We start from the raw sequence: 23402 nt of genomic DNA, 5'->3' as shown, positions 1-23402 counted from the left end.
ACAGCGAAACAAAAGGTATAGACACTATATTTACTACAAATACGCAATACCGACCGTATATTGTTATCTCGTTATTAGACAAAAAAATCCCCGCTGTATGCGGGGATTTCTTTATGTATTCAAGGGATGTTTATTATCCTTTTGTATTCTGTATCGCCTCTTCTTTTAGCTCTTCACTGGCCACGATCGCCAATTCTACCCTTCTGTTCTGAGCTTTTCCTTCTGCAGTGGAATTATCACCAACAGGCTGTGTTTCTCCATACCATTTGGTAGTAAATCTAGTCGGAGAAATGCCTTGGGCTATTAAATAATCCGTTACGGATTGTGCACGCTGCTTTGAGAGGGTCATATTATATTCGTCAGATCCAGCGCTATCGGTATGGCCTTCTACCAAAATATTTGAATTTGGATATTCTTTAAAAATATCCGCCAATTTGTTCAAAGTAGCGGCAGAGGTACCTTTTACGTCCGATTTATTGGTGTCAAAATAAACACCGGCATCCTCGTTAAAGGTTACATTGATCCCCTCGCCCACTCTTTGTACTTCTGCTCCGGGAATCTCTTCTTCGATTTTTTCTGCCTGTCTATCCATTCTATTACCGATATATCCACCGGCGGCTCCACCTACAACGGCTCCTAGAATAGCACCCAAGGCGGTATTGTTTCCATCGCCAACATTATTACCAATGATACCTCCTATAACGGCTCCACCGGTAGCTCCGATAGCGGCTCCTTTTTGTGTTTTATTTGCATTTTTAATAGTACTACAGCTCATTACCAAGGCAAGAGCCAATACATAACTCGTATTCTTCAGTATTCTTGATTTCATCTTTTACTTTTTAAATGATTATGGGGGTGATTATTTTTTCGTAAAACTATAAACAACGGTTACAGGCTCTCCGTCCACAGACACGTTGGACTTAAGCGTCATGGCATTTTCGGTCAACGATTCAATATTTAAACGATAACCAAGTCCTCCTGAAATATCCTTGTTCTTTTCATCGATAAACTTAAACTGCAACTGGCCGGTGTAATTTTCCTCACGTTCCACTACAGACCATCTTATGTATCTATCGCCTCCGTTGCATAACGTTGACGGGGCTATCGTATACCTACCGGTACTGTTATTGTCCCTAAAGAACCATTCGCTCCCTTCAAGACATATATCTTCTACATCATTAAATAAAACCGCCTTAAAATTACCGGTGTTGTTTTCAAAAGACACATCGTTTAAACTCCAAGTACCGCTAAGTAAATTTCTTTTAGACCTTGCGTCTTTTGATATGGAGCAAGAAGACAACATAATTGCCAATGCCCCAAAAAATACTACTGCTTTTTTCATAAAAATGATTGTTTTTAATTTCCCTATATACGTTCACATTCCATTTTTGGACGTGTTTAACTAACGTAACTTTTACAGGTTTCGTGCAAAGTTCTGAAAAAGAAAAAAATTAGGTTGGGCCTATTCGAAAATTTATTGACGGTAATGTCAAAAAGCGACCAGATCCAGTAATTCGGATTCAAATCTTTCTTTGGGCAGGTAATGCCGTTCCAGTTCCGAATTAAAAGGTATGGGAGTCTCCAAACTGGCTATCCTTTTGATGGGACCATCCAAAAACTTAAAACAATTTTCGGTCACCAAGGCAGAAATGTCACTGGCTATACCCCCAAAAAGACTATCTTCTTGTAGAATGATCAACTTACCCGTTTTTTGTACCGACCTATAAATACTTTCCATATCCAATGGTTGTAAGGTCCGTAAATCGAGTAAATCTGCTTTTATATTACTATGCTTTTTCAAGGTCTCCAATGCCCAATGCACGCCTGCGCCATAGCTTACCACGGTAATATCGTTTCCTTCCTTAAGCAAATTCGCCTTACCAAAAGGTATATTATAAGCATTAACGGGCACCTCTTCATAAACACTTCTATACAATGCCTTATGCTCAAAAAAGAGTACGGGATTCGGGTCTTCAATGGCCGTAGCCAATAATCCCTTTGCATCGGATGGAAATGCAGGGTATACTACTTTTAAACCCGGTGTTTTTGTAAACCAGGCCTCATTGGTCTGCGAATGAAAAGGTCCGGCGGCCACCCCGCCACCACAGGGCATACGTATAACCACATCGGCTTTTTCTCCCCATCGGTAATGGGTTTTTGCCAAATAGTTTACGATCGGATTAAATCCGGTACTGGCAAAATCGGCAAACTGCATTTCCATTACCGCTTTCATTCCGTTTATGGACAGCCCCATAGCCGCAGAAACAATGGCAGATTCACAAATAGGGGTATTACGCACCCGTTCCTTTCCAAATAGTTCTACAAAACCATCCGTAACCTTAAAGACGCCACCATACTCGGCTACATCTTGTCCCATGATCACAAGGTTGTCAAACTTCTCCATCGCAGCTTTTAGTCCGTCCGAAATGGCGTCCACTAATCGTATATTCGTTTTGTCATCAACGGCTTTAATTTCCTTAAAATCATATGATTTGTAAACATCACCTAATTCTTTACTTTGATCAAATGAAATATTGGGCGCATTGGATGCATGTTGTAGATGATCTTCTATTTCCTGCATTATTTCCTGCCTAAGACCAGCCTCTTCCTCCTTGTTCATCAATTTTGATTCCAGTAAATAATTGTAAAAATTATCCAATGGGTCTTTACGGCCCCATTCATCCATAAGCTCTTTCGGAACATATTTGGTTCCGCTGGCTTCTTCGTGCCCGCGCATGCGAAAGGTCTTAAACTCTAACAAAACGGGTCTAGGGTTTTTCCTGATATCGTTACATAGTTCATCTACCTTAGAATACACCTCAAGAACATTGTTACCATCTATTATATGTGATTCCATACCGTAACCAACCCCTTTATCGGCAATATGTTCACATTTAAACTGTTCGTTTACGGGCGTAGAAAGCCCATAACCATTGTTCTCTATACAGAAAAGCACCGGAAGGTTCCAAACGGCAGCTACGTTCAAAGCTTCGTGAAAATCGCCCTCGCTAGTACCCCCTTCGCCTGTAAAGACCGCGGTCACTTTTGGTTCTTTTCGAAGTAGATGTGCCAAGGCAATACCATCCGCAACCCCTAATTGAGGGCCTAGATGCGAGATCATACCAACAATATTATAGTCTTGGGTACCAAAATGAAAACTTCTGTCCCGTCCATTGGTAAATCCATTTTCTTTTCCCTGCCATTGCGAGAACAACCTATACAAAGGAATCTCACGGGTCGTAAAAACGCCCAGGTTCCTGTGCATAGGCAAAATATATTCGTCATCATTCAGGGCGCTGGTGACACCTACAGAAATTGCTTCTTGACCAATACCACTAAACCACTTGGATATTTTTCCCTGCCTTAGAAGAATCAACATTTTTTCTTCTATCAGTCTTGGCTTTAACATAGCCTTGTAGAGCCTCTTTTTAATTTGGTCATCTACTTGATACGTATCAAAGTTCATCTGCAGTGCTTCCTTATTTTAGAATTTAGGTATAAATGTAACAAAAAAGCCTGCACACTGTTGTTATCATAACAGTATAAGATCTGCACAATTATTTGTAATTTTACTTCATATTGATAAAACAGTAAGATATGAGTTTAGTGCCAAGTGTTGATTTGAATGATTTTATTTCAGGCGACCCAAAGCGAAAGCAAAAATTTGTAAATGAGATAGGAGCCGCTTTTGAGGAAATAGGCTTCGTAGCCCTTGGAGGCCATTTTTTATCAGATGAACTTGTCGACAACCTATATGCCGAGATTAAAAAATTCTTTGATCTACCTCAAGAAATAAAGGATAAGTATGAAATTGAGGGTATTGGCGGACAACGTGGGTACACTTCTTTTGGAAAAGAACATGCAAAAGGAAGAAAAGAAGGGGACCTAAAGGAGTTTTGGCATTTTGGCCAATATGTAGAGGACGACCCAAAACTAGAAGCCGAGTATCCGGACAATGTCATTGTCGAAGAACTACCAAAATTCAATGAAGTGGGTAAGGAAACCTATAAAATGTTAGAGAAAACGGCAAAGTACGTACTACGGGCATTGGCGTTACACTTAGAGCTTGAAGAAAACTATTTTGATAAGTACATTAAAAACGGAAATAGTATTCTAAGACCTATCCACTACCCCCCTATTACATCTGAACCTAAAAATGCGGTAAGGGCTGCGGCCCATGGAGATATTAACCTGATCACTCTTTTAATGGGAGCTCACGGAAAAGGCCTACAGGTACAGAACCATAAGGGCGAATGGGTAGACGCCATCGCCAAACCCGATCAATTAATGATCAATGTAGGTGATATGCTATCGAGGCTTACCAACAATAAATTATTATCTACCATACACCAAGTGGTAAACCCACCGAGAGAATTGTGGGGTACCTCTAGGTATTCTGTGCCGTTCTTTATGCACCCTATCAGCGAAATGCCATTGAATTGCCTAGAACACTGTATAGATGAAGAACACCCTAAACAATTCGAAGATATTACGGCCGGAGAATTCCTTCACCAAAGATTGATAGAACTTGGGTTGATTAAAAAATAATTATGGACTTAAAAGACCAATTAAAAAACCTGTTTCCTGATCATGAACCGGAAGAACCCCAAGAAATCGAGGTAAAAAGCGATATCTGGTTACAAGACGACCCCATAATCTGTAAATACGAAAAGCGAAAAGGAAAGCCCATTACCATTCTAGAGGGTTATACCGGAGCGGATAGTGATTTTAAAAAGTTGGCCAAAGAACTTAAGACAAAACTAAGTGTAGGCGGCAGTTTTAAAGACGACCGTATAATAATACAAGGGGATTACAGAGATAAAATCATGGTTATTTTAAAAGAAAAAGGCTTTAAAGTAAAGCGTGTCGGAGGCTAAAATATTGACTGCGTAACTGTTATTTATTAGGGTTGCGTCTTTTTATGTTAAATTCTTTTGTTTTTTTACTTTTAACCTTACTTTTAACAATTCAACCAAAAAATAACACCGGAAAATGAGTTCCCTTCTACACATTACAAATGGAGACAGTTTTACGGAACGTCTGAATAAGCTTGACCTAAAGGGCGATGTCATTACTTGGCGTGAAATGCTCTGCGAAGGAAAAACACTGACCAATGTAGGCAGTGAATCTTTTTGGAAAACCAGGTTCGAATTCCTTCATAAGAACTACAAGGTTTCTAAATCTTGGTTTATAGAAAAGACTTTAAAAGAATACAGATCTCTTTGTAACCATAAACAACAAGACCATATTGTACTATGGTTCGAGTACGACCTGTTTTGCCAAATAAATATGTTGGCCGTGATCAGTTGGCTGCTCACCCATCGTAAATATGCAGAGATATCACTTGTCTGCAGTGGAAAAGAGGACGACACCGACAAATTATACAGTCTAAACGAACTTTCCGACGAGCAACTTCTTAACATGTACAAGAACAGGGTCGTCTTAAACCAGGACGACATTGAATATGCCGATTATGTGTGGCAATTATATTGCAGCAATAATCCTATCAGACTTGAGAACTTGACGGATTTCGAAAACTATCACTTCGATTATTTGGGAGACGCCATTAAAACACACCTAAAACGTTTTCCAAGTATCGCCAACGGCCTTAACGAAATGGAAAACAATATTTTACGCGTTGGCCTGGACCAAAAGCCCAAATCTAAAACCGATTTTCTTAATACCGTTCTAAAAAACCAGGGTAATCTTGGTTTTGGCGATACGCAATACCAAAGGGCCTTCCAAAGATTAAAACCATTGTTCACATCGATGAACCCGGTAAGGTTATCTAAAAAAGGAAAACAAATATTGGAACAGCAAACCAATTATTATTCTTGCATACAGGATAATGATGTTTACCTGGGAGGAGCCTTAAAATATAATTTCCTATATAACACCGATTCTAACAGAATTTTAAAGCTGTAACATGTCGTTAAGGCCTTCTGAGCTTGTCACAAATGCCGACGGAAGCATTTATCACTTAAACTTATTACCACAAGACATTGCACATACCGTGATCACGGTAGGCGATCCCGAGCGCGTAAAAGAAGTCTCCAAACACTTCGATTCCATCGAATTGAAAAAAGGAAAACGTGAATTTTTGACGCACACGGGCCAATTGAACGGAAAACGCATCAGTGTAATCTCTACAGGTATCGGAACAGACAATATAGATATTGTACTCAACGAACTGGACGCTCTTGTAAACATCGATTTCGCAAGCAAAACCCTTAAAAAAAATCGTATACGATTACAGATTGTCCGTATAGGAACCTCTGGAGCCATACAAGCTGATATTCCTATCAATTCTTGGGTTTTAAGTAAATATGCCATGGGTTTTGACGGGCTGCTACATTTCTACGAAAGCGATTACGATCAATACCAAGAAATGGAAGATGCATTTATCGCCCATTCGCAATGGTCTTCAAAAAAAGCAAGGCCCTATATCATAGATTTTGACGAGGAATTGGCAAAAAAGTTTGACGATAATCGTATACGATTAGGATTCACAGCCACTAATACAGGCTTTTACGGGCCTCAGGGAAGAAGCTTACGACTCTCCCCCTCCATCCCCGATTTTACCAATGTACTGTCCAGTTTCGAACACAACAAACACCAAATAACCAATTTGGAAATGGAGACATCGGGCATATACGCCCTCTCTAAACTCTTGGGCCACCAAGCAATATCGCTTAATTGTATATTGGCAAACAGGGTGGCAGGCACGTTTTCGGAAAACCCTTCTGAACCGGTAGAAGAACTTATTAAATTCACACTTCAAAAACTTACATCCAATTGAAATCGGTAAAAATTATCGGTGTCCCCGAACACTTTAACCTTCCTTGGCACTTGGCCATCGAGGAAGGCGCTTTTGAACAAAGGGGTATCGACCTACAGTGGACGGATATTCCGGAAGGCACCGGAAAAATGTGCCAAATGTTGGAGGACGAAGAAACGGACCTTGCCATTATACTAACAGAGGGCATCGTAAAGAGCATCACGGAAGGAAATGCGACCAAAATAGTTCAAGAGTACATTGCCTCTCCCCTCTTATGGGGCGTACATGTATCCGCCTATAGCGATTTTAAGACATTGGACGACCTAGAAAACAAGAAGGTGGCTATTAGCCGATATGGTAGTGGAAGTCACTTAATGGCCTTTGTACAAGCTCAGAACAAAGGGTGGAACCCCAATGAATTGCAATTTGAGGTCATTAATAATTTGGACGGTGCCGTAAAAGGATTGACAAATGGTGATGCGGACTATTTTATGTGGGAGCATTTTACCACCAAACCAATAGTGGACAAAGGCGTTTTTAGAAGACTGGGAGATTGCCCTACCCCTTGGCCATGCTTTATGCTCGTGGGCACCAATACGTTTCTAGAGACCCATAAAAACCTTGTACGGCATATTGTAGAAGTAATTAATTTGTACACCACCGAGTTCAAGAACATACCTAGCATAGATAAAACGTTGGCCAATAGGTACCAACAAAAACTCGAGGATATTCAAGAATGGATGTGCCTGACCACATGGAGCCAAAAACAGCTTCCGGTCGAAACGTTGGAAAAAGTACAGGAAACGCTTCTAAAACTGAACCTTATAGAAAAAAGGCTAGCTCCAGATGTTTTTCTTTTCCAATGAATGCGGTCTTAAACCAATTCTAAAGCAAAATGCTTGTTGATCAATTTTCTGAAAGTGCTGTCAGATAGTGGTTTTTGCGCAAAATCTACAATATATGGATTGGCAATGGCCTTATCTTTGTCTTCTTGGTTATCGCTTATGGTAACCAAAACAACAACTATTTGATCTTTTAGTTTTTGAGGCACTTGCTCCTCGTACATTTTCATAAACTCCCAACCGTCTTTTACCGGCATACGCAAATCCAACATTACCATACAGGGCAACGACAGTTTTTCAAGACCTTTATCTAGAATAAAATCTACCCCCTCTTGTCCGTTAAGAGCCGAGTTTATCTCGATGTCCAAACCTAGTTTATTAATAAAAATGGAGTGAAGAAAGTTACTTGCTTCATCATCGTCTATCAACAAGATAGAGCTTAAGTGATCAAATTTTTTCATGTTAGTAGTTTTTACTTTATTGTTAGTTTCAGTATTTTCTTACTAATTGTAACGAAAACACTAACTAGAAAACTACCCTACCAACCCATTTATTGCCCTGCATATCATTTTTTTTTATCCTTCCTGAAAAATAATCACACATACCCAGCCATACCCCTGTAAATAAGCAGGAATGCAAGACCAACAGTGATTAAAAAAAAAGATTAGACACTCTATAATTTAATTTGTCCAGGTCTCGGTAAATGACCGAACCAATCGTCGATTGCATCAACTGCGTGGGCCCCAAAATAATTTCTTAAGATTTTTTAAGAAAATTACACTTGACAAATAAGGCTTTCATTTTTTAATTTAGAGTGATGTTTTGCATATAATCTTATTGTTTAATAAAAAGATTTTAAAAACATGAATTTCAAACAGATACCATTTTTTAAAGTATTTTTATTTCTCATATTTACCTGTATATTTTCCACTACCAGCGCACAGACCTTGTACGCGCTTAAGATCGATTACAAAATACGCTCCAAGGCCATTGATATTACGGCCGAGTACCAGCCTTATTTGGTGATGGGTACCGACCAAGCGTTGGAATTCAGGCAAACCGTTGCGCGCTATTTGGTGAAAAAAAAGGCCATTGAAGAAGATGACAGCCTTTCTGAAGCCGCCAAATACACCTTGCTCAAAAACCTCTCTAGCAAAGAGACCACTGAAATGGGGCAAGTACTGGAACAGTATAGATGGCGAGAGTATATGCGGGTAAAACCTTTTATACAACCATTACCCCCAAAACCGCAAAAGGCAAGTACCCATGCTATTGCAGACATAGATCTCACCAATTAATGGGAGATTCGCCATTACGGACCAAAATTTCGTTGGCCTTGCTAAAATGCTTGTTACCGAACCAATAGCCCCTATTGGCACTTAAGGGAGATGGGTGTCCCGAGGTTAGTATATGGTGCTTGTTCTTGTCTATCAAGGCCGCTTTCTTCTTGGCAAAACCGCCCCATAACAAGAATACAACCCCTTTCTTTTCGTTCGAAATTGTTTTTATCACGGCATCGGTAAAGGTCTCCCAACCTTTTTTTTGGTGACTTCCAGCCTGGTGTGCACGTACCGTAAGCGTGGCGTTCAACAACAATACCCCTTGATCGGCCCATCTTTCCAAGTTGCCGCTCTTTGGGTAGGGCACCCCTATATCGGTCTCTATCTCTTTAAAGATATTGATCAACGATGGCGGATGGGGAATGCCGTCCTTTACCGAAAAACAGAGTCCGTTCGCCTGATCAGGACCGTGATAAGGGTCTTGGCCAATGATGACCACTTTGGTGTTATCGAACGGACAATGGTCAAACGCCGAAAAGATATCGCTCCCTTTTGGATAACAGGTATGTTGGGCGTATTCATTTTTAACAAACTCCGTAAGTCCAACAAAATAAGACTTCTCAAACTCTGGTCGTAATCTATCTTTCCAACTAGGGTGAATATCAACGGGCATTTTTATAATTTTTTGACAAACTTATGCATTTTACCACGTAAAGTACACCCGGTTCTTTATGATCAAAGAAACAAAAAGGGATTACGGCCATCCGTAAATTTTACTTTTCGATCCCAATAACTACCTTTGCCTCCCATTAAATAATATTGTGGCCAAGATACATTCCAAAACACTTCAAGATTTAGAATTCCCTACCGTTTTACAACAGGTAGCCGATAGATGCAAAACAGATCTGGGAAAACAGGCTGCGTTGGAAATAATGCCCTTGCCCGATAAAGAAGAAATGGAGCTGTCACTGGGCAAAACGTCGGAATATCTTTCATCGTTGATCAGCGACAATAAAATCCCCGGCCATGTTTTCGACAGTATCAGCGGAGAACTGAAGTTGTTAAAAATAGAAAACACCACATTAGAGCTTCAAGGCTTTAAACGCATCGCCAGTATTTGTGATACGGTGGCCACCCATCAGAAATTCTTTAAAAAATTCAAGGAATACTACCCTTTGCTGCATGAATTTGCGCTGGAGCTGGAACTGAACAAGGAAATCCCCGTATTGATCAATAATGTGATCGACCGTTTTGGGGAGGTCAAGGACAATGCTTCCGACAGCCTGTTCAACATCCGCCGTCAAATGAACCAGGTACGGGGCAAGATAAGCCAGAGCTTCGGTGCGGCACTGGCCAGCTACCAATCTTCGGACTATCTGGACGACATTAGGGAGTCTGTAGTGGAAAACAGAAGGGTGTTGGCGGTAAAGGCCATGTACCGAAAAAAAATAAAGGGAGCGGTAATGGGCACCTCCAAGACCGGAAGTATTGTTTACATAGAACCGGAAGCCGCGTTAAAATACAGTAGGGAGCTGAATAATCTCGAATTTGAAGAGAAAGAGGAAATACAGCGAATCTTAAACCAACTAACGGATCAAATCAGGCCATTTAGAGCTCTTCTAAGCGATTATCAGTCTTATTTAAGCCAAATAGACGTTACGGCCGCAAAAGCCAGATACGCACAAGATATTAACGCCTTAAAGCCTAAATTAAACCCAGAACAGCGCCTTTATCTGCGAGATGCTTACCACCCTTTGCTATTTTTAAGCAACAAAAGAAAGGGAGAGAAAACATACCCGCAGACAATAGAACTACACAACGAAAACCGCATTATCGTTATCTCGGGACCCAATGCCGGGGGAAAAAGTATCACGCTAAAGACCATTGGCCTGTTGCAGGTAATGCTGCAAAGCGGACTATTGATTCCCGTTCACGAACGCAGCGAGGTTTGCTTTTTTGATAAGATATTGACCGACATCGGTGATAACCAGTCCATCGAAAACCACCTGAGCACGTACAGTTACCGGTTAAAGAATATGAACCAATTCTTAAAGCGCTGTAACGACCGCACTTTATTTTTGATAGACGAATTTGGTACGGGTAGCGACCCGGAACTGGGCGGGGCTTTGGCAGAAGCCTTTTTAGAGGTATTTTACGAAAGGGGCTCCTATGGCGTCATTACCACCCATTACGCCAATTTAAAGGCACTGGCCAACGAACTACCACATGCCACCAATGCCAATATGCTCTTTGACAGCAAAACGTTGGAACCTACCTTTCAATTGATCTTGGGACAGGCAGGAAGTTCTTTTACCTTTGAAGTGGCCCAAAAGAACGGCATCCCCTACTCCCTTATCAACAAGGCCAAGAAGAAGATCGAGCGCGGCAAGGTGCGTTTTGATGCCACCATTGCCAAATTGCAAAAAGAACGCAGTAAAATGGCACAAACAGGCTCTAGATTGCAAGAAGAAGAGTCCAAAGCACGGGAAGAGGCCGCCCGTTTAGAAAAATTGAACGCCAAGATCAAGGCCAAACTAGAGAACTACCAAGAGCTATACGACCATGATCAGCGCATGATCCAGTTGGGCAACAAGGTGAACATTGCGGCAGACAAGTATTTTCAGAACAACAAGAAACGCCCATTGATCTCCGAGCTTTTACGCATTGTAGAAACAGAAAACAGCAAACGTAAAAAGAAAACCGCCAAAGAAGCGAAAGCGGAACGCGCCAAAAAGGCACAGGTAGCCCAAGAAGTACAAAAAGAGGTAAAGGTCATACGCGAAAAAAAGAAAATAGAAAAGAAAAAGGCCATCATCAAAGAAAAGAACAAACCCCGACCCGTCTTTAAAGTGGGCGACCGGGTACGCATGCAAGATGGCAAGGCGGTGGGCAGTATAGACAGTATTGAAAAGGGCAAGGCCATCGTAAATTACGGCATGTTCACTACCAACGTAAGCCTAGACCAACTAGAATTGGTACAGGCCAAGAAATAATGCCCTCTCCTCTACCCGTCCTAACTAAAATTATTTATTTTCAGTCAGTTACATAAAATCGTATACGATAATAACAGCCGGCATCAAATGGTTGAACCCCACTTGAGCGGCCGACTGCCTGAAATAAAAAGACCTATAAACAGTCTACCTGTTCTATCTTTAAACAGCACCCTAAAAATCCTGTGGTTGCCCTATGACAACTATTACTATCACTGGTGCTGTTACCAATATCGTATTGATATACATCGGCGCCATCTTCGTCCTGTACCCAAATAGTAATATCATAAGCCCCGTTTGGTGGCTGAATGGTCTTGATAGAACCGCTTACATTGCTTGTTTTCCATAAACTTGGATTATCATCGAGATCGGCTTTTGTTACGGAACCATCCGATCCCGGCAATGCATTGTTGTAAGAGATGGCAAATTTGAAGGTGCGTCCTGTATCATTTATAAAATCAACGGTTCTATGGGTTTTACCTTCACTGATGCATTCTTCCACTTGATAATCTTCCGTATACCCCATTTTGGCAAGGGTATTATCCTTTAAAAACCGAACGGTATACGAAATGGGAGCTCCAGGATTATCCCTACTATAAACAGCATTTTCCCCTTTTATAATTGGGGATAGGTCACCAAAATTCCTTGCACTTACGGCCTCTGAGGCAACTTCGGCGTTCCCTCCTATTACAATGGTGGTAATGTTGGAACTCGCTAAGATCTCTTTGCTCTTAACTTCTGAATCCACAGAAATATTATTCGATTCGCCCGCAGCATAATCCAAGGCCGCTTCCAATTCGGTTCCAGTTGCTTGATAGGAAGTTTCCAACCTGAACATAATGATTCTGCCATAACTTACAGATTTAATGTACCCTGGAGGAGCACTTGAATTGAACATGGATTCTATCTCCAAGGCGGAAACATCATCTCCTAAAACAGCCGAGGGGTTGGATGGCGTTCCCATGGAAACGGTATAAAACACCTGTTTGTAAACCATATTGGCCACTTTATTCACCGAAGTGCTTTCGTAACTGAGCTGTGAACTAAAATCAGTAGATGCCCACTCTATATTTACGCCAAGGTCCATACTCACTTGTTTGGAGCTGTACGATGTCTTGGAATCCGAAAAAGAACTTGCTTCATTTACATAACCTTCTTGATAGGCATTGGCATTCCACCATTCCAAGGCAACATCAATTCCTGCGTCCACCGAGTTAAAATCCGGATTATCAACAGTAAAATTCCCGTTTTCGCCTATTCCGGGCAGGTCTACTCGAAAGGACAAAGGAGCCCTATCGGGTGCTACGGGGGTCGGAAGTCCATTTCTTAAGTTCGCATCTATCTTGACCAAAGCTCCTGGCCAAATAACCCCTGCATTGGGTTTTAAAATGGCAATTTCCTCGTAATTGGTCTTAAGATTGTAATCAGTGGTAGAGCAATTTGTGGTTACATTATTTTCTTCAACGGGAGGAGAATCAACGGTTTCTCCGGGAGTTCGGGCCGTATTGGAGCTGCCCGTGTCCACTACACCCAAAAGTTCATCGGGATTGTACGAAAGGTTGGCCACCACTTCATTTATATCTGCTTCAGCTGTTCCATTAGCAGAATCAAGGCCTCCTGCGCTTTCATCTTTACTACAGGAAAAAAATACAAAACCCATTAGTGTTAGCGCTACAAACGGCAGCATGCCTATTCTTTTCATTGTTGCTTTCATAATTGTTTGGTTTTAAAGGTTCAACAAGCTCTAAATTAGACTGCTATGCCCTCCGAGCCTATTTTCGGGGATGGACAAAGTATGGACAGCTACCATGGACATCGCCCTAAAAACACATGGACAGTACATTTTTTAAAAAGGTGCTTTTAATCGATAAAACCCAACAAATACAACGTCTTACCGGTTTTTAAAAACCATATTTCCATTAAAAAAACATAGATTTTATATGGACAGCCCTAATTGCAGGGTGGATAACAGCTCGGTACAAAAGAAAATAATGGGTATATTGCTTTAACAATCAACATTTTATGAAAAATATTTACTTCATCTTCCTATGGATCTCTACGATGAACGTATTACCCGACCGTATCCTAAAATCCAAATACCGATCAAAAAAAAATTGGGACTGGATAAAGAAACCGATGTAACCCAATTTTTAAACACATTATGAAAAAACTCCTTTTCCTTTTCTTGTTTGCCATTTTAAATTGCACCGCACAAGAGCAAGCTACTTTAGATAGTATCTTGAATCAATTCTCAAACCTACATGACAGTCTAAAAATCGACAAGATCAGTGGTGAAATAATGAAGTTTGTTCGGGCAGACTCTTTATTGGTACATGGACTTATAAGCGAACAAGAAAAAATTGCGAACATTTTGAACAAATCAAAATACTTCGCTGTTTCACAGAAAGACAAAGGCATTATTTTATTTTTAAAAGGCAATTATACGGATGCAAGAATTGCCTATGACAATGCAAAGAAATTCTACCTTAAAGCGTCCGATTCACTAGGTTATGCGCGAATATTGAACAATGAAGCATACATTCTATTTTATGAAGGCAAAATTGAAGAGGCCCAAAAACTAACACTTAAATCTACTGCGATCAAGGAACGCAACAATGCGCCCGAGAAAGAGCTAATGGCCGGTTTTGTTGCCTTGGGTCAGTACCATACCACTCTTGAAAATTATGATGTATCGCTCTCCTATTACAAAAAAGCCGAAAAAATTGCTGCTGAAAATAAGGACTCGGTGAACCTTATGAAAATTAAGTCCAATATCGGCCTTGCCTTACAATGGCTTAATCGGTATCCCGAATCTTTGGAATATTTCAATGAAAATATCCAATATTATATTAAAAATGGTTTGCCCCATCAGCTTGGAAATGCATACAACAATATAGGAACCACTTTGTTTGAAATGGACAGTCTTCAAAGGGCCAAAGAAATTTTCAACAAAGCTCTCAAACTCAATCTTGAAAACAAGAGCTTTAACAACACTCTTTTTAATTATAATAACTTGGGACGTACCGAATTGAAATTAAAAAATCCAGAAATGGCCCTTGTTCATTTTAAAAAAGCCGGTTCTTTAATCAATACGTACAATTTCAAAATAAGCTTACAGCAGCATTATTTAAATCTGTCCGACACCTATGCTGCCCTAAAAAGGTATAACGAAGCTTATGATTACAGAGTAAAACATCAGGTTATACATGATTCTATCTACAGCAAAGAGAATGCAGACAAGATCAATGAACTGGAGATAAAATACCAAACCGAAAAAAAAGAAGCCGAAATCGCACTGCAGGAAGAGGAAATCAAAATCTTGAACCAAGAAGTGGAAATCAGCAACTTGAGAAAGGGGTTGTATGCTGGGGGAATGGCCTCTGCCCTAGCCTTATTTGGGCTTTCGGTGTTTGGGTATCGGCAACGCATTAAAAAGAACCGGATCGCCCGCGAAAAGCAGGAAGAGATCTACAAACAGGAAATTGCCTATAAAAAGAAGGAACTTACTAGCCAGACCCTGCATCTGGTACAAAAAAACACTTTTATACAAGAGTTGATGGAAAATCTGGAGAACATCAAAAACTCGCCCGAGAAGTTTAAAATGGAGTTTCGCCGTATCGTAATGCTCTTAAAGAAAGAAAATGCCTCTGACAAGGACTGGGAGGTCTTTAAGACCTATTTTTCGGAGGTGCACAACGACTTTGACCAAAAATTAAAGACCCTATCGGCCGATGTCTCCGAAAAAGAGATTCGATTGGCCGCCTTTCTACGCATGAACCTGACCACCAAAGAGATTGCGGCCACGATGAACGTATTGCCCGACAGCATCTTAAAATCGAAATACCGGTTAAAGAAGAAATTGGGACTAGACAAGGAGACCGACCTAAGCAGATTCCTCAACGGGTTATAAAAAGAGTGGTCGTTATCGGCAAGAAGCTACGACTACCGGACTCAACACCGTACATATGGGATCCTATGTATTCATAAGCGGATAAAAAGAATTTTCGCAAGCACTACGCTTAAAATGTAGTAATTTTAAAAACAACAAATCGCCCATGCCAACAAAAATTGGGCGTGATAATATTTAAACTAAAACTTTATATGAATCTCTATATAGCCCTATTTTTCATATTTTTAACTACGTTCACTTTAACCGCCCAAGACATTACCGGTCAATGGAACGGTGTCTTAAAAGTACAGGGCATAGAATTAAGACTTGTTTTCAATGTTACAAAGACCGACAATGGCTATACTTCAACAATGGACAGTCCCGATCAGGGAGCCAAAGGCATTCCCGTCACCCGCACCACCTTCGAGGACGCGACCCTTACCTTTGCGGTCGATAACATCCAAATGGAATACCAGGGCACCATACAAGAAGATGGGATAGTCGGCACCTTTAAACAAATGGGACAAGAATACCCTTTGAACCTATCAAGAAAGGCAGTGGAGAAAGAAATGGTAAAGCGGCCCCAAGAACCTACAAAGCCTTATCCCTACCACTCGGAAGAGGTAACGTTTCAAAACACAAAAGCAGGTATTTCTTTGGCCGGCACATTGACCTTGCCCAAAAAAGAAGGTGTTTTTCCGGCGGTGATCTTAATTTCCGGAAGCGGACCACAGAACAGGAACGAAGAATTACTCGGGCACAAGCCCTTTTTGGTCATCTCCGATTATTTGACCAAAAACGGAATTGCCGTATTACGGTATGATGACAGAGGGGTCGGGAAATCTACCGGTGATTTTAAGACCGCCACTTCCGCCGATTTTGCCACCGATGTAGAAAGTGCCCTTGCCTATTTAAAAACAAGAAAGGAAATCGATAAAAACAATATGGGCCTTGTTGGGCATAGCGAGGGCGGTATTATTGCCCCTATGGTGGCCGCTACCTCAAAAGACGTGGCCTTTATCGTCTTGTTGGCAGGTACCGGAATACCGGGCGACCAACTGTTATTGCTTCAACAAGAGCGTATAGCAAGGGCCAACGGGGTTTCTGAACCCGACATTAAAAAAGCGATGGAAACCAATACAACGCTTTTTACCATGGTCACCACGGCCGATGATGTTGGACAATTGAAAACCGATTTGACACATATGATTACCGAAGCCATTAAAAATGAAAAGAGTACGGAAACTATAAACAGAACGGCGGAAGATGCGTATGTTGCCATGCAGGTAGATCAAATTACAAGCCCTTGGATGCTATATTTTTTAAAATATGATCCGGCAAGCGCACTAGAGAAAGTAACGTGCCCGGTTTTGGCCGTGAACGGAGAAAAAGATTTGCAAGTGCCTTCCGACGAGAATTTGACGGCCATAAAAAATGCCCTGACAAGAGGAGGCAATAAAAACGTAAGTATAAAAGAATTTGAAAACCTGAACCACTTATTTCAAGAATGCGAAACGGGTTCTCCCAACGAATACAGCACCATAGAACAAACCTTTTCTCCTCTTGCATTAGCGGAAATCACCCAATGGATACTAGCACAGACCCACTAAATACTGCCAAGAACAATACGATTGGCGATTAAACAACAAAAACATACCGATTAGTATGTTATTAAGATTATCGTGGGCATTGTTAAACAGCTCCCCACAAATAAGGTTTTCTTTTATTGGCTTCCTAGAAAAATACCCGAACTTCGTCAACGGTAGTATGTATCTATAAAACGGATTTGTTCCTTTCATAGTTGATACCCGCGCCCCTAAAATCAATGCTCACCATGGATAGTACTCTCAATCACATAAAAACAGCAGTATACGACAAATGCGCACTTACAATGACCGATTTTGAAACCGAAGCGGAAAGTAAGGAATACATGGCCTGCCATTATCAATTGAACGGACGCAGCATTTTGGGTAGAAAGGCTAAAACCACACCCAAAAAAGCGGGACAGTTTGTGACCTTTTGGAAAAGAAATGAAAGAGGAATCATTGCACCCTTTGAAGCAGCTGACGAAATAGACTTTTATGTCGTTAACGTACAGCAAGATAACAGACTAGGGCAGTTTGTTTTCCCGAAATCGGTACTGATCGAAAAAGGCATCATGTCCACCCCAGAGAAAGAAGGAAAAAGAGCGTTTCGGGTATATCCGAAATGGGATGTTGTAAGCAACAAGCAGGCGGAACGTACCCAAAAATGGCAACTGGACTACTTTTATGAAGTCAATACATCAACGGACCTTAAAAAGGTGTCCGCTTTGTACGGACTGAAATAACCACTATAGGTAACACCACACAGAACACTACACAAATAACAAATTATCTAGGGGCAAACGTATCCGCGAATAGGGCCAAGTCGCTTTTTGGTTTCTCCCTCCCCTAGCCCTATAAAATAATAATCTCCCACAGAATACCCATGGGGGAATATTTTCAAAGGTTACGCCATATTCTGTTAAAAAATAGTTGATAACCAACACGTTATACTATTGACTGTATTAGAAAATACTTAGAAATTTGGTGGATAGATTTAAATTTATAGAAAAAATTAGACCTTTTGCAACATGGACACCATTAAAATAATACTATGAATATTACCATTAACATCAGCGATAATGAATTAACAGAAGATGATAAGTTAGTAATTCGAGAATGTCTTCGTTTATCGGAAGAAGATAATTTACAAGAACACCTATCGAAACTAGCAAAAGCTTCATTTATAGAATATGTGAAAATGTTCAAAGAAAAAGGACTTCCTACGAGAGCAGATGAAGTACAACAAGAACGTTTATTCTTTCTACTAAACCACTACTTTATGAACAGAGTTCCATATGAACATGAAATTTCTAGTATTTTTCAAATTACTCAATCCCAAAGTAGAACATTGTTAAGAAATACCAACTCAAGATTCAGAACTAAAATATCACTTTTCATTAGAAATACAATTAAGTCGATCATCCGTACCGCTCTACTTAATCATGATAGTGGAAAATATGAAATGGAAATTACATCTGGAGTTATTAAAGAGGAAATAAACACATATTTATCCCAAAGAAATGCACAGCTATTTCCTCTAACCAAAAAAAGAGGATATTTAGCAATATATGAGTGCCCTGAAGACACCTACGACTTTTTAAGAGAACAATTTGAAATTGATATAACTGATGATTGACCATCTAACCGCATTTAGTATTTTACTTGTTTTTCAAGGATTGCTCTTTTCCCACATAGGAAAAACTGTGAATGAATTTTTAAAACAAGAGAGACCTTCGAATATTCAACCCAAAAAACTTAAAAATTGGAAAAAAGACAAAAATTTATTGATGGCAAAATCAATATTATCTACTATATTTTGTCTTTTAATTTGGTACTTATCAGTTCCTGAGGTTTATAATATAATTTCCACCTCAAATATTGACTTTTTTGAATTTGACGTTATAAAAACTTCTTTTACTATAATATCAATTTCCTTGCTGGCTATTGTAATAATAATGCTATTTTGGATTTATAAAATGATAAATAAATAATTAAATACAATAATATTACCACATACATTATTTGTCATACCTATAGTCAAAACCTCCCTCATCTCCTTCTAGGCCATGATTCTTAATCATACTATCTTTGTAGTGTGGAAAATTCAAAACAAATCATTTTGTTCGACGGGGTCTGCAACTTATGCAACGGGGCCGTGCAGTTTATCATCAAACGGGACGCCAACGATACCTTCCGCTATGCGGCCTTGCAAAGTGAGGTGGGCCAACGGCTAACTTCGGAACGTGGTATTGATACCTCGCAGGTAGATTCCATCATTCTTATAGAACCCGGGGTGGCTTACTACGTAAAATCGGATGCCGCCCTCGAAATCGGCAAGCAATTGAAGGGCTACAAGACCCTATCGTCGATTTTACAGTGGATTCCCACGGGTCTTCGAAATATCGTATACGATTTTGTTGCCCGTAACCGCTACAAATGGTACGGCAAAAAGGAGGCCTGTATGGTGCCAACTCCCGAACTGAAGTCCAAATTTTTAGATTAGTTACCACTCCAAAAGAAAGGGTGGCGTTATTTCCGTTATTTTACCTCGTCGTAGTGGTCGTCCCAATTCTGCACTTTGGGTTCTCCCAACTTTCCGACCGACTTGGCCACGATCATAGACACACAGGCGTCACCGGTAACGTTTACCACGGTACGCAACATATCCAATGGTCTATCTACCGCGAAAATAAGGGCGAGTCCGATAGCCAGTTTATCCTGTGGAAAACCTATAGATTCTAAAACGATCACCAGCATCACCATACCGGCCCCCGGTACGGCCGCAGACCCGATAGAGGCCAACAGCGCCGTTAACACAATGGTCAACTGGGCAGAAAATGGCAAGTCGAAACTTAGGGCCTGCGCAATAAACACCGCTGCCACCCCCTGATAAAGACTGGTACCGTCCATATTTATAGTGGCCCCTACGGGAAGCACAAAACTGGATACCTCCTTATCTACCCCTATATGCTCCTCTACACGCTCCATCGTCACCGGCAAGGTTGCGGCACTGGAACTGGTAGAAAAAGCCAAAAGTTGGGCCGGACTCATTTCTTTTAAGAATTTCCACGGATTGTACCGCGCAAATACGGCAACAAAAAGGCTATAAAACACGATCATTAACAACAAGCCAATGGTTACGACCCCTGCATATTTTAAAAGGGCGATCAACAGCTCCGAATCACCCGAAGAAACCACCACATTGGCCAAAAGGGCAAAAACGGCTACCGGCGCGGTAAGCATGATCAGATCCACCATTTTCAACACCACATCGTTCATCGAATCAAAGAAATTTTTCAAGGGCCGGGCTCTTTCCTCCCCGATCAACAACATGGATATCCCCATAAAAATGGTAAAGAAAATCACCTGAAGCATTAGACTATTATCCCCCAAGGCCCTAAAGGCATTATCGGGCACCATGTCCTCTAAAAACTGAAGCGGTCCGCTATCTTTTTGTCGTGAGGCCTCTTCCAATTTAGAGGTCACCCCGCTATCATTCGAGTAAGCTTCGGTCAGCTGGGTAATCGTATCATCCGATATACCCTCACCCGGCTTTAAAATATTTACCAAAATAAGTCCTATGGATATGGCAATGACCGTAGTACCAATGTATATGGCAATGGTACGCAAACCTATATTACGAAATTTGGATATATCCTTTAAATCTGAAATACCTTTGATCAGCGAAGCTAGTATCAATGGTATGGCGATCAGTTTCAGTAGTTTTACGAAGATACTTCCCAAGGGCTTGATCCAATCCCCTACAAAATCTCGACCCCAAGACACTTGGGTCATTAAAAAACCAAAAAGAATGCCCAAAAGCATCCCTATTAGAATTTTCCAATGCAGTTCTAGTTTGCGCATATTACTGTTCTTTTGGCTCAATATACCAAATTGAGAGCATACATGCCACCCCTAAAAAAAATTAAATTCTATTTGTTCTGGATAGTAATTTGTAATCCGCTAACACTAAGGCAGTCATGGCTTCGACAATAGGTACCGCCCTTGGCACCACACAGGGATCGTGTCTACCTTTGCCTTGTGTTTTTACCATATTTCCCTCACGGTCTATGGTTTCATACCCTTGTATCACAGTAGCTACTGGTTTAAAGGCCACATTAAAATAGATATCCATTCCGTTGCTGATACCCCCTTGTATACCGCCGCTATAATTCGTTTTTGTGGTACCGTCGGTATTAAAAGGGTCGTTGTGCTCGCTACCTTTCATGGTAACCCCTGCAAAACCGCTACCGTACTCAAAGCCCTTTACGGCATTTATGGATAGCATTGCCTTGCCCAGTTCGGCATGTAACTTATCAAAGGCCGGCTCGCCCCAACCGATGGGAACATTTTTGGCCACACAGGTGATTACCCCTCCTATGGTATCGCCCTGTTTCTTGATTTCTTTGATATACGATTCCATTTTAGCGGCCATTTCCGCATCCGGACACCTAACAGCATTATTTTCGGCAGCCGATAGATCTAGTTCCGAATAGCTTTTCTGCAGTTGTAGATCCCCAACCTGAGAAACATATGCCACTATCTCCACATCTTGCAAAAATTGCTTGGCGATGGCACCCGCCACTACCCTACTGGCAGTTTCACGGGCAGAACTCCGTCCACCACCCCGGTAATCGCGAAAGCCATATTTTTTATCGTACACATAATCGGCATGTGAAGGCCGATACGAATCTTTTATATGTCCGTAATCCTTTGATTTTTGATTGGTATTATGAATGGCAAAACCGATAGGGGTTCCAGTGGTCTTCCCCTCGAACACTCCCGAGTATATTTCTACCTCGTCCGGCTCTTTTCGCTGCGTCACTATGGCCGACTGTCCCGGTTTTCTTCGATCCAAATCTTTTTGGATCAAACTTAGGTCCAATGCTATTCCAGCGGGACAACCATCTAAAACACCTCCAATAGCCCTACCGTGTGATTCTCCGAATGTAGTTACCTTAAATAAATTACCAAAGGAATTGCCCGCCATAATATTTTTACAAAATGTTGATCGCAAAGGTAATTTTTATATGCTTTAGAGAAAAATTTACCCATCACTTAAAGTTAAATTAAAGTTCGCTGCCCTACGTAATGATTATTTAACACTAAGCTTGCCAAATGTTGATGCTATAACACACTCATTAATAAATCATTACAATTAATTTTGCCCAAACTTCTACTTTGAAAAAAAGAAAATTAGATATAGCCCTCATATCAGATGTGCATCTTGGCACCTACGATTGCTATGCTGACGAATTACTGGCCTACTTATGCAGTATACAACCAAAAACACTGATCTTAAACGGTGATATCGTGGATATTTGGCAATTTAAAAAAAGTTATTTCCCTGCCTCCCACCTAAATGTCATCAAAAAGATCGTGTCGATGGCATCTAAGGGAACCGAGGTGTACTATATTATGGGAAACCACGACCATGCCCCAAAAACCCTTGCGAACATCTCTTTGGGAAACATCAAGTTCTGCAGGAAGCTGGTGCTAGACCTACACGGTAAAAAAGCCTGGTTCTTTCACGGGGATGTTTTTGATATTCCATGGATAAACGGACGATGGATGGCCAAATTGGGAAGCTTTGGCTTCTCGCTCTTGATCAATTGCAACAAACTCAACAATTGGTTTTTAAAAAACCTAAAAAAAGAAAAGTACTCACTGGCCAATAAAATAAAGGACAACGAAGAGTGGTCCGAGAAATATATCTCCAATTTTGAAGAAACGGTAATAGATGTGGCCATAGAAAACCACTATGACTATGTTGTATGCGGCCATATACACCAGCCTAAAAAGAAAAATGTAGAAACACCCAAAGGAAGCACCACCTACCTAAACTCGGGTGATTGGGTAGAAAATTTGACCGCTTTGGAGTATTCGTTGAAAAGATGGAAGCTCTATCAATATAAAAATGACAAGCTATCGCCGTTTTTTATGGACGAAGCCTTAAAACAGATGAACATCAACGAGCTCATCGCCTCTATTTCCAACAAAGCGGAAAAAGAAGACAATAAAAAAGGCCTAATTTAAG

General features: G+C 40.8%; 22 protein-coding genes. 14 read left to right on the top strand and 8 right to left on the bottom strand.

The features are described 5' to 3' along the window. Positions 1–133: 133 nt before the first annotated feature. The 3 genes from J8L85_RS11150 to J8L85_RS11140 all read right to left on the bottom strand — a co-directional run bounded on the left by J8L85_RS11150 (position 134) and on the right by J8L85_RS11140 (position 3466). Positions 134–829: an OmpA family protein gene (locus tag J8L85_RS11150; protein WP_211017258.1), complete on the bottom strand. Its 696-nt coding sequence runs from the start codon at positions 827–829 to the stop codon at positions 134–136. Positions 830–859: 30 nt separating this feature from the next. After that, entirely contained in the window at positions 860–1342 is a 483-nt protein-coding gene (locus J8L85_RS11145) for a lipocalin family protein (protein ID WP_211017257.1), read from the bottom strand. Positions 1343–1489: 147 nt separating this feature from the next. Continuing rightward, positions 1490–3466 carry a dehydrogenase E1 component subunit alpha/beta gene (locus tag J8L85_RS11140; RefSeq protein ID WP_211017255.1) on the bottom strand — a complete coding sequence of 659 codons (1977 nt, stop codon included), beginning with the start codon at positions 3464–3466 and terminating at the stop codon, positions 1490–1492. A gap of 131 nt (positions 3467–3597) precedes the next feature. Between J8L85_RS11140 and J8L85_RS11135 the strand changes: the two genes are divergently transcribed. The 5 genes from J8L85_RS11135 (at position 3598) to J8L85_RS11115 (ending at position 7644) form a co-directional block, all read left to right on the top strand. Continuing rightward, on the top strand, positions 3598–4548 hold the full coding sequence (locus tag J8L85_RS11135) for an isopenicillin N synthase family oxygenase (protein ID WP_211017253.1): 951 nt from the start codon (positions 3598–3600) through the stop codon (positions 4546–4548). Positions 4549–4550: 2 nt separating this feature from the next. Further along, on the top strand, positions 4551–4877 hold the full coding sequence (locus tag J8L85_RS11130) for a translation initiation factor (RefSeq protein WP_211017251.1): 327 nt from the start codon (positions 4551–4553) through the stop codon (positions 4875–4877). A 115-nt stretch (positions 4878–4992) separates the two neighbouring features. Next, entirely contained in the window at positions 4993–5925 is a 933-nt protein-coding gene (locus tag J8L85_RS11125; protein WP_211017250.1) for a DUF1835 domain-containing protein, read from the top strand. Position 5926: 1 nt separating this feature from the next. Then, on the top strand, positions 5927–6799 hold the full coding sequence (locus J8L85_RS11120) for a nucleoside phosphorylase (RefSeq protein WP_211017248.1): 873 nt from the start codon (positions 5927–5929) through the stop codon (positions 6797–6799). Then, positions 6796–7644: a substrate-binding domain-containing protein gene (locus tag J8L85_RS11115; protein ID WP_211017246.1), complete on the top strand. Its 849-nt coding sequence runs from the start codon at positions 6796–6798 to the stop codon at positions 7642–7644. The genes J8L85_RS11120 and J8L85_RS11115 overlap by 4 nt, the downstream gene beginning before the upstream one ends. A gap of 8 nt (positions 7645–7652) precedes the next feature. Here the strand turns inward: J8L85_RS11115 and J8L85_RS11110 are convergent, their stop codons facing one another. Next, positions 7653–8081 carry a response regulator gene (locus tag J8L85_RS11110; RefSeq protein WP_211017244.1) on the bottom strand — a complete coding sequence of 143 codons (429 nt, stop codon included), beginning with the start codon at positions 8079–8081 and terminating at the stop codon, positions 7653–7655. A gap of 402 nt (positions 8082–8483) precedes the next feature. Here J8L85_RS11110 and J8L85_RS11105 point away from each other — a divergent pair, with 402 nt between their 5' ends. Further along, on the top strand, positions 8484–8918 hold the full coding sequence (locus tag J8L85_RS11105) for a hypothetical protein (RefSeq protein WP_211017241.1): 435 nt from the start codon (positions 8484–8486) through the stop codon (positions 8916–8918). On the opposite strand, the gene J8L85_RS11100 is transcribed toward J8L85_RS11105, so the two are convergent. Further along, positions 8908–9573: a uracil-DNA glycosylase gene (locus tag J8L85_RS11100; protein WP_211017240.1), complete on the bottom strand. Its 666-nt coding sequence runs from the start codon at positions 9571–9573 to the stop codon at positions 8908–8910. The two genes, J8L85_RS11105 and J8L85_RS11100, sit on opposite strands and share 11 nt — an antisense overlap. A gap of 148 nt (positions 9574–9721) precedes the next feature. Here J8L85_RS11100 and J8L85_RS11095 point away from each other — a divergent pair, with 148 nt between their 5' ends. Continuing rightward, positions 9722–11893 (top strand): DNA mismatch repair protein MutS, encoded by a 2172-nt coding sequence (locus J8L85_RS11095; protein WP_211017237.1) that lies wholly within the window; start codon positions 9722–9724, stop codon positions 11891–11893. Between the two features lie 133 nt (positions 11894–12026). On the opposite strand, the gene J8L85_RS11090 is transcribed toward J8L85_RS11095, so the two are convergent. Then, positions 12027–13604 (bottom strand): thiol-activated cytolysin family protein, encoded by a 1578-nt coding sequence (locus J8L85_RS11090; RefSeq protein ID WP_211017235.1) that lies wholly within the window; start codon positions 13602–13604, stop codon positions 12027–12029. A 447-nt stretch (positions 13605–14051) separates the two neighbouring features. Between J8L85_RS11090 and J8L85_RS11085 the strand changes: the two genes are divergently transcribed. From J8L85_RS11085 to J8L85_RS11060, 6 genes are all read left to right on the top strand, one after another. Then, complete coding sequence (locus J8L85_RS11085) at positions 14052–15800, top strand: tetratricopeptide repeat protein (RefSeq protein WP_211017234.1); 1749 nt, start codon at positions 14052–14054, stop codon at positions 15798–15800. A 191-nt stretch (positions 15801–15991) separates the two neighbouring features. Then, positions 15992–17389, top strand: coding sequence for an alpha/beta hydrolase (locus J8L85_RS11080; RefSeq protein ID WP_211017232.1), 1398 nt, complete (start codon positions 15992–15994; stop codon positions 17387–17389). Positions 17390–17613: 224 nt separating this feature from the next. Continuing rightward, complete coding sequence (locus J8L85_RS11075; protein WP_211017231.1) at positions 17614–18108, top strand: MepB family protein; 495 nt, start codon at positions 17614–17616, stop codon at positions 18106–18108. Between the two features lie 308 nt (positions 18109–18416). After that, the gene (locus J8L85_RS11070; RefSeq protein WP_211017230.1) at positions 18417–19001 is read left to right on the top strand and encodes a hypothetical protein; all 585 of its coding nucleotides are present in this window, start codon (positions 18417–18419) and stop codon (positions 18999–19001) included. Further along, positions 18994–19356, top strand: coding sequence for a hypothetical protein (locus J8L85_RS11065; RefSeq protein WP_211017229.1), 363 nt, complete (start codon positions 18994–18996; stop codon positions 19354–19356). The genes J8L85_RS11070 and J8L85_RS11065 overlap by 8 nt, the downstream gene beginning before the upstream one ends. 104 nt (positions 19357–19460) lie before the next feature. Continuing rightward, positions 19461–19868, top strand: a complete 408-nt coding sequence (locus J8L85_RS11060; protein ID WP_211017228.1) for a thiol-disulfide oxidoreductase DCC family protein — start codon at positions 19461–19463, stop codon at positions 19866–19868. 35 nt (positions 19869–19903) lie between these two features. Here J8L85_RS11060 and J8L85_RS11055 read toward each other — a convergent pair whose 3' ends face one another. Together J8L85_RS11055 and aroC are read right to left on the bottom strand one after the other, a co-directional pair. After that, positions 19904–21229: a dicarboxylate/amino acid:cation symporter gene (locus J8L85_RS11055; RefSeq protein WP_211017227.1), complete on the bottom strand. Its 1326-nt coding sequence runs from the start codon at positions 21227–21229 to the stop codon at positions 19904–19906. Between the two features lie 61 nt (positions 21230–21290). Continuing rightward, a complete protein-coding gene (gene aroC / locus J8L85_RS11050; RefSeq protein ID WP_211017226.1) occupies positions 21291–22355 on the bottom strand; it encodes a chorismate synthase in 1065 nt (354 codons plus the stop codon). 191 nt (positions 22356–22546) lie between these two features. Between aroC and J8L85_RS11045 the strand changes: the two genes are divergently transcribed. Continuing rightward, complete coding sequence (locus J8L85_RS11045) at positions 22547–23401, top strand: UDP-2,3-diacylglucosamine diphosphatase (RefSeq protein ID WP_211017224.1); 855 nt, start codon at positions 22547–22549, stop codon at positions 23399–23401. Position 23402 lies beyond the last annotated feature (1 nt).

Origin of the sequence: Maribacter sp. MMG018, from assembly GCF_018100785.1 — a bacterium.
Taxonomy (GTDB): Bacteria; Bacteroidota; Bacteroidia; order Flavobacteriales; family Flavobacteriaceae; genus Maribacter.
The sequence above is the reverse complement of the archived record's forward strand: the minus strand, read 5'-3'. Positions and strand labels throughout refer to the sequence as shown.

Bases quoted from the DNA above. Each gene is read 5' to 3' on its own strand.
- J8L85_RS11130 (WP_211017251.1), top strand. From the start codon at position 4,551: ATGGACTTAAAAGACCAATTAAAAAACCTGTTTCCTGATCATGAACCG.
- aroC (WP_211017226.1), bottom strand. From the start codon at position 22,355: ATGGCGGGCAATTCCTTTGGTAATTTATTTAAGGTAACTACATTCGGA.
- J8L85_RS11075 (WP_211017231.1), top strand. From the start codon at position 17,614: ATGGATAGTACTCTCAATCACATAAAAACAGCAGTATACGACAAATGC.
- J8L85_RS11120 (WP_211017248.1), top strand. From the start codon at position 5,927: ATGTCGTTAAGGCCTTCTGAGCTTGTCACAAATGCCGACGGAAGCATT.
- J8L85_RS11110 (WP_211017244.1), bottom strand. From the start codon at position 8,081: ATGAAAAAATTTGATCACTTAAGCTCTATCTTGTTGATAGACGATGAT.
- J8L85_RS11150 (WP_211017258.1), bottom strand. From the start codon at position 829: ATGAAATCAAGAATACTGAAGAATACGAGTTATGTATTGGCTCTTGCC.
- J8L85_RS11055 (WP_211017227.1), bottom strand. From the start codon at position 21,229: ATGCGCAAACTAGAACTGCATTGGAAAATTCTAATAGGGATGCTTTTG.
- J8L85_RS11090 (WP_211017235.1), bottom strand. From the start codon at position 13,604: ATGAAAGCAACAATGAAAAGAATAGGCATGCTGCCGTTTGTAGCGCTA.
- J8L85_RS11080 (WP_211017232.1), top strand. From the start codon at position 15,992: ATGAATCTCTATATAGCCCTATTTTTCATATTTTTAACTACGTTCACT.
- J8L85_RS11085 (WP_211017234.1), top strand. From the start codon at position 14,052: ATGAAAAAACTCCTTTTCCTTTTCTTGTTTGCCATTTTAAATTGCACC.
- J8L85_RS11125 (WP_211017250.1), top strand. From the start codon at position 4,993: ATGAGTTCCCTTCTACACATTACAAATGGAGACAGTTTTACGGAACGT.
- J8L85_RS11135 (WP_211017253.1), top strand. From the start codon at position 3,598: ATGAGTTTAGTGCCAAGTGTTGATTTGAATGATTTTATTTCAGGCGAC.
- J8L85_RS11065 (WP_211017229.1), top strand. From the start codon at position 18,994: ATGATTGACCATCTAACCGCATTTAGTATTTTACTTGTTTTTCAAGGA.
- J8L85_RS11140 (WP_211017255.1), bottom strand. From the start codon at position 3,466: ATGAACTTTGATACGTATCAAGTAGATGACCAAATTAAAAAGAGGCTC.
- J8L85_RS11070 (WP_211017230.1), top strand. From the start codon at position 18,417: ATGAATATTACCATTAACATCAGCGATAATGAATTAACAGAAGATGAT.
- J8L85_RS11105 (WP_211017241.1), top strand. From the start codon at position 8,484: ATGAATTTCAAACAGATACCATTTTTTAAAGTATTTTTATTTCTCATA.
- J8L85_RS11145 (WP_211017257.1), bottom strand. From the start codon at position 1,342: ATGAAAAAAGCAGTAGTATTTTTTGGGGCATTGGCAATTATGTTGTCT.
- J8L85_RS11100 (WP_211017240.1), bottom strand. From the start codon at position 9,573: ATGCCCGTTGATATTCACCCTAGTTGGAAAGATAGATTACGACCAGAG.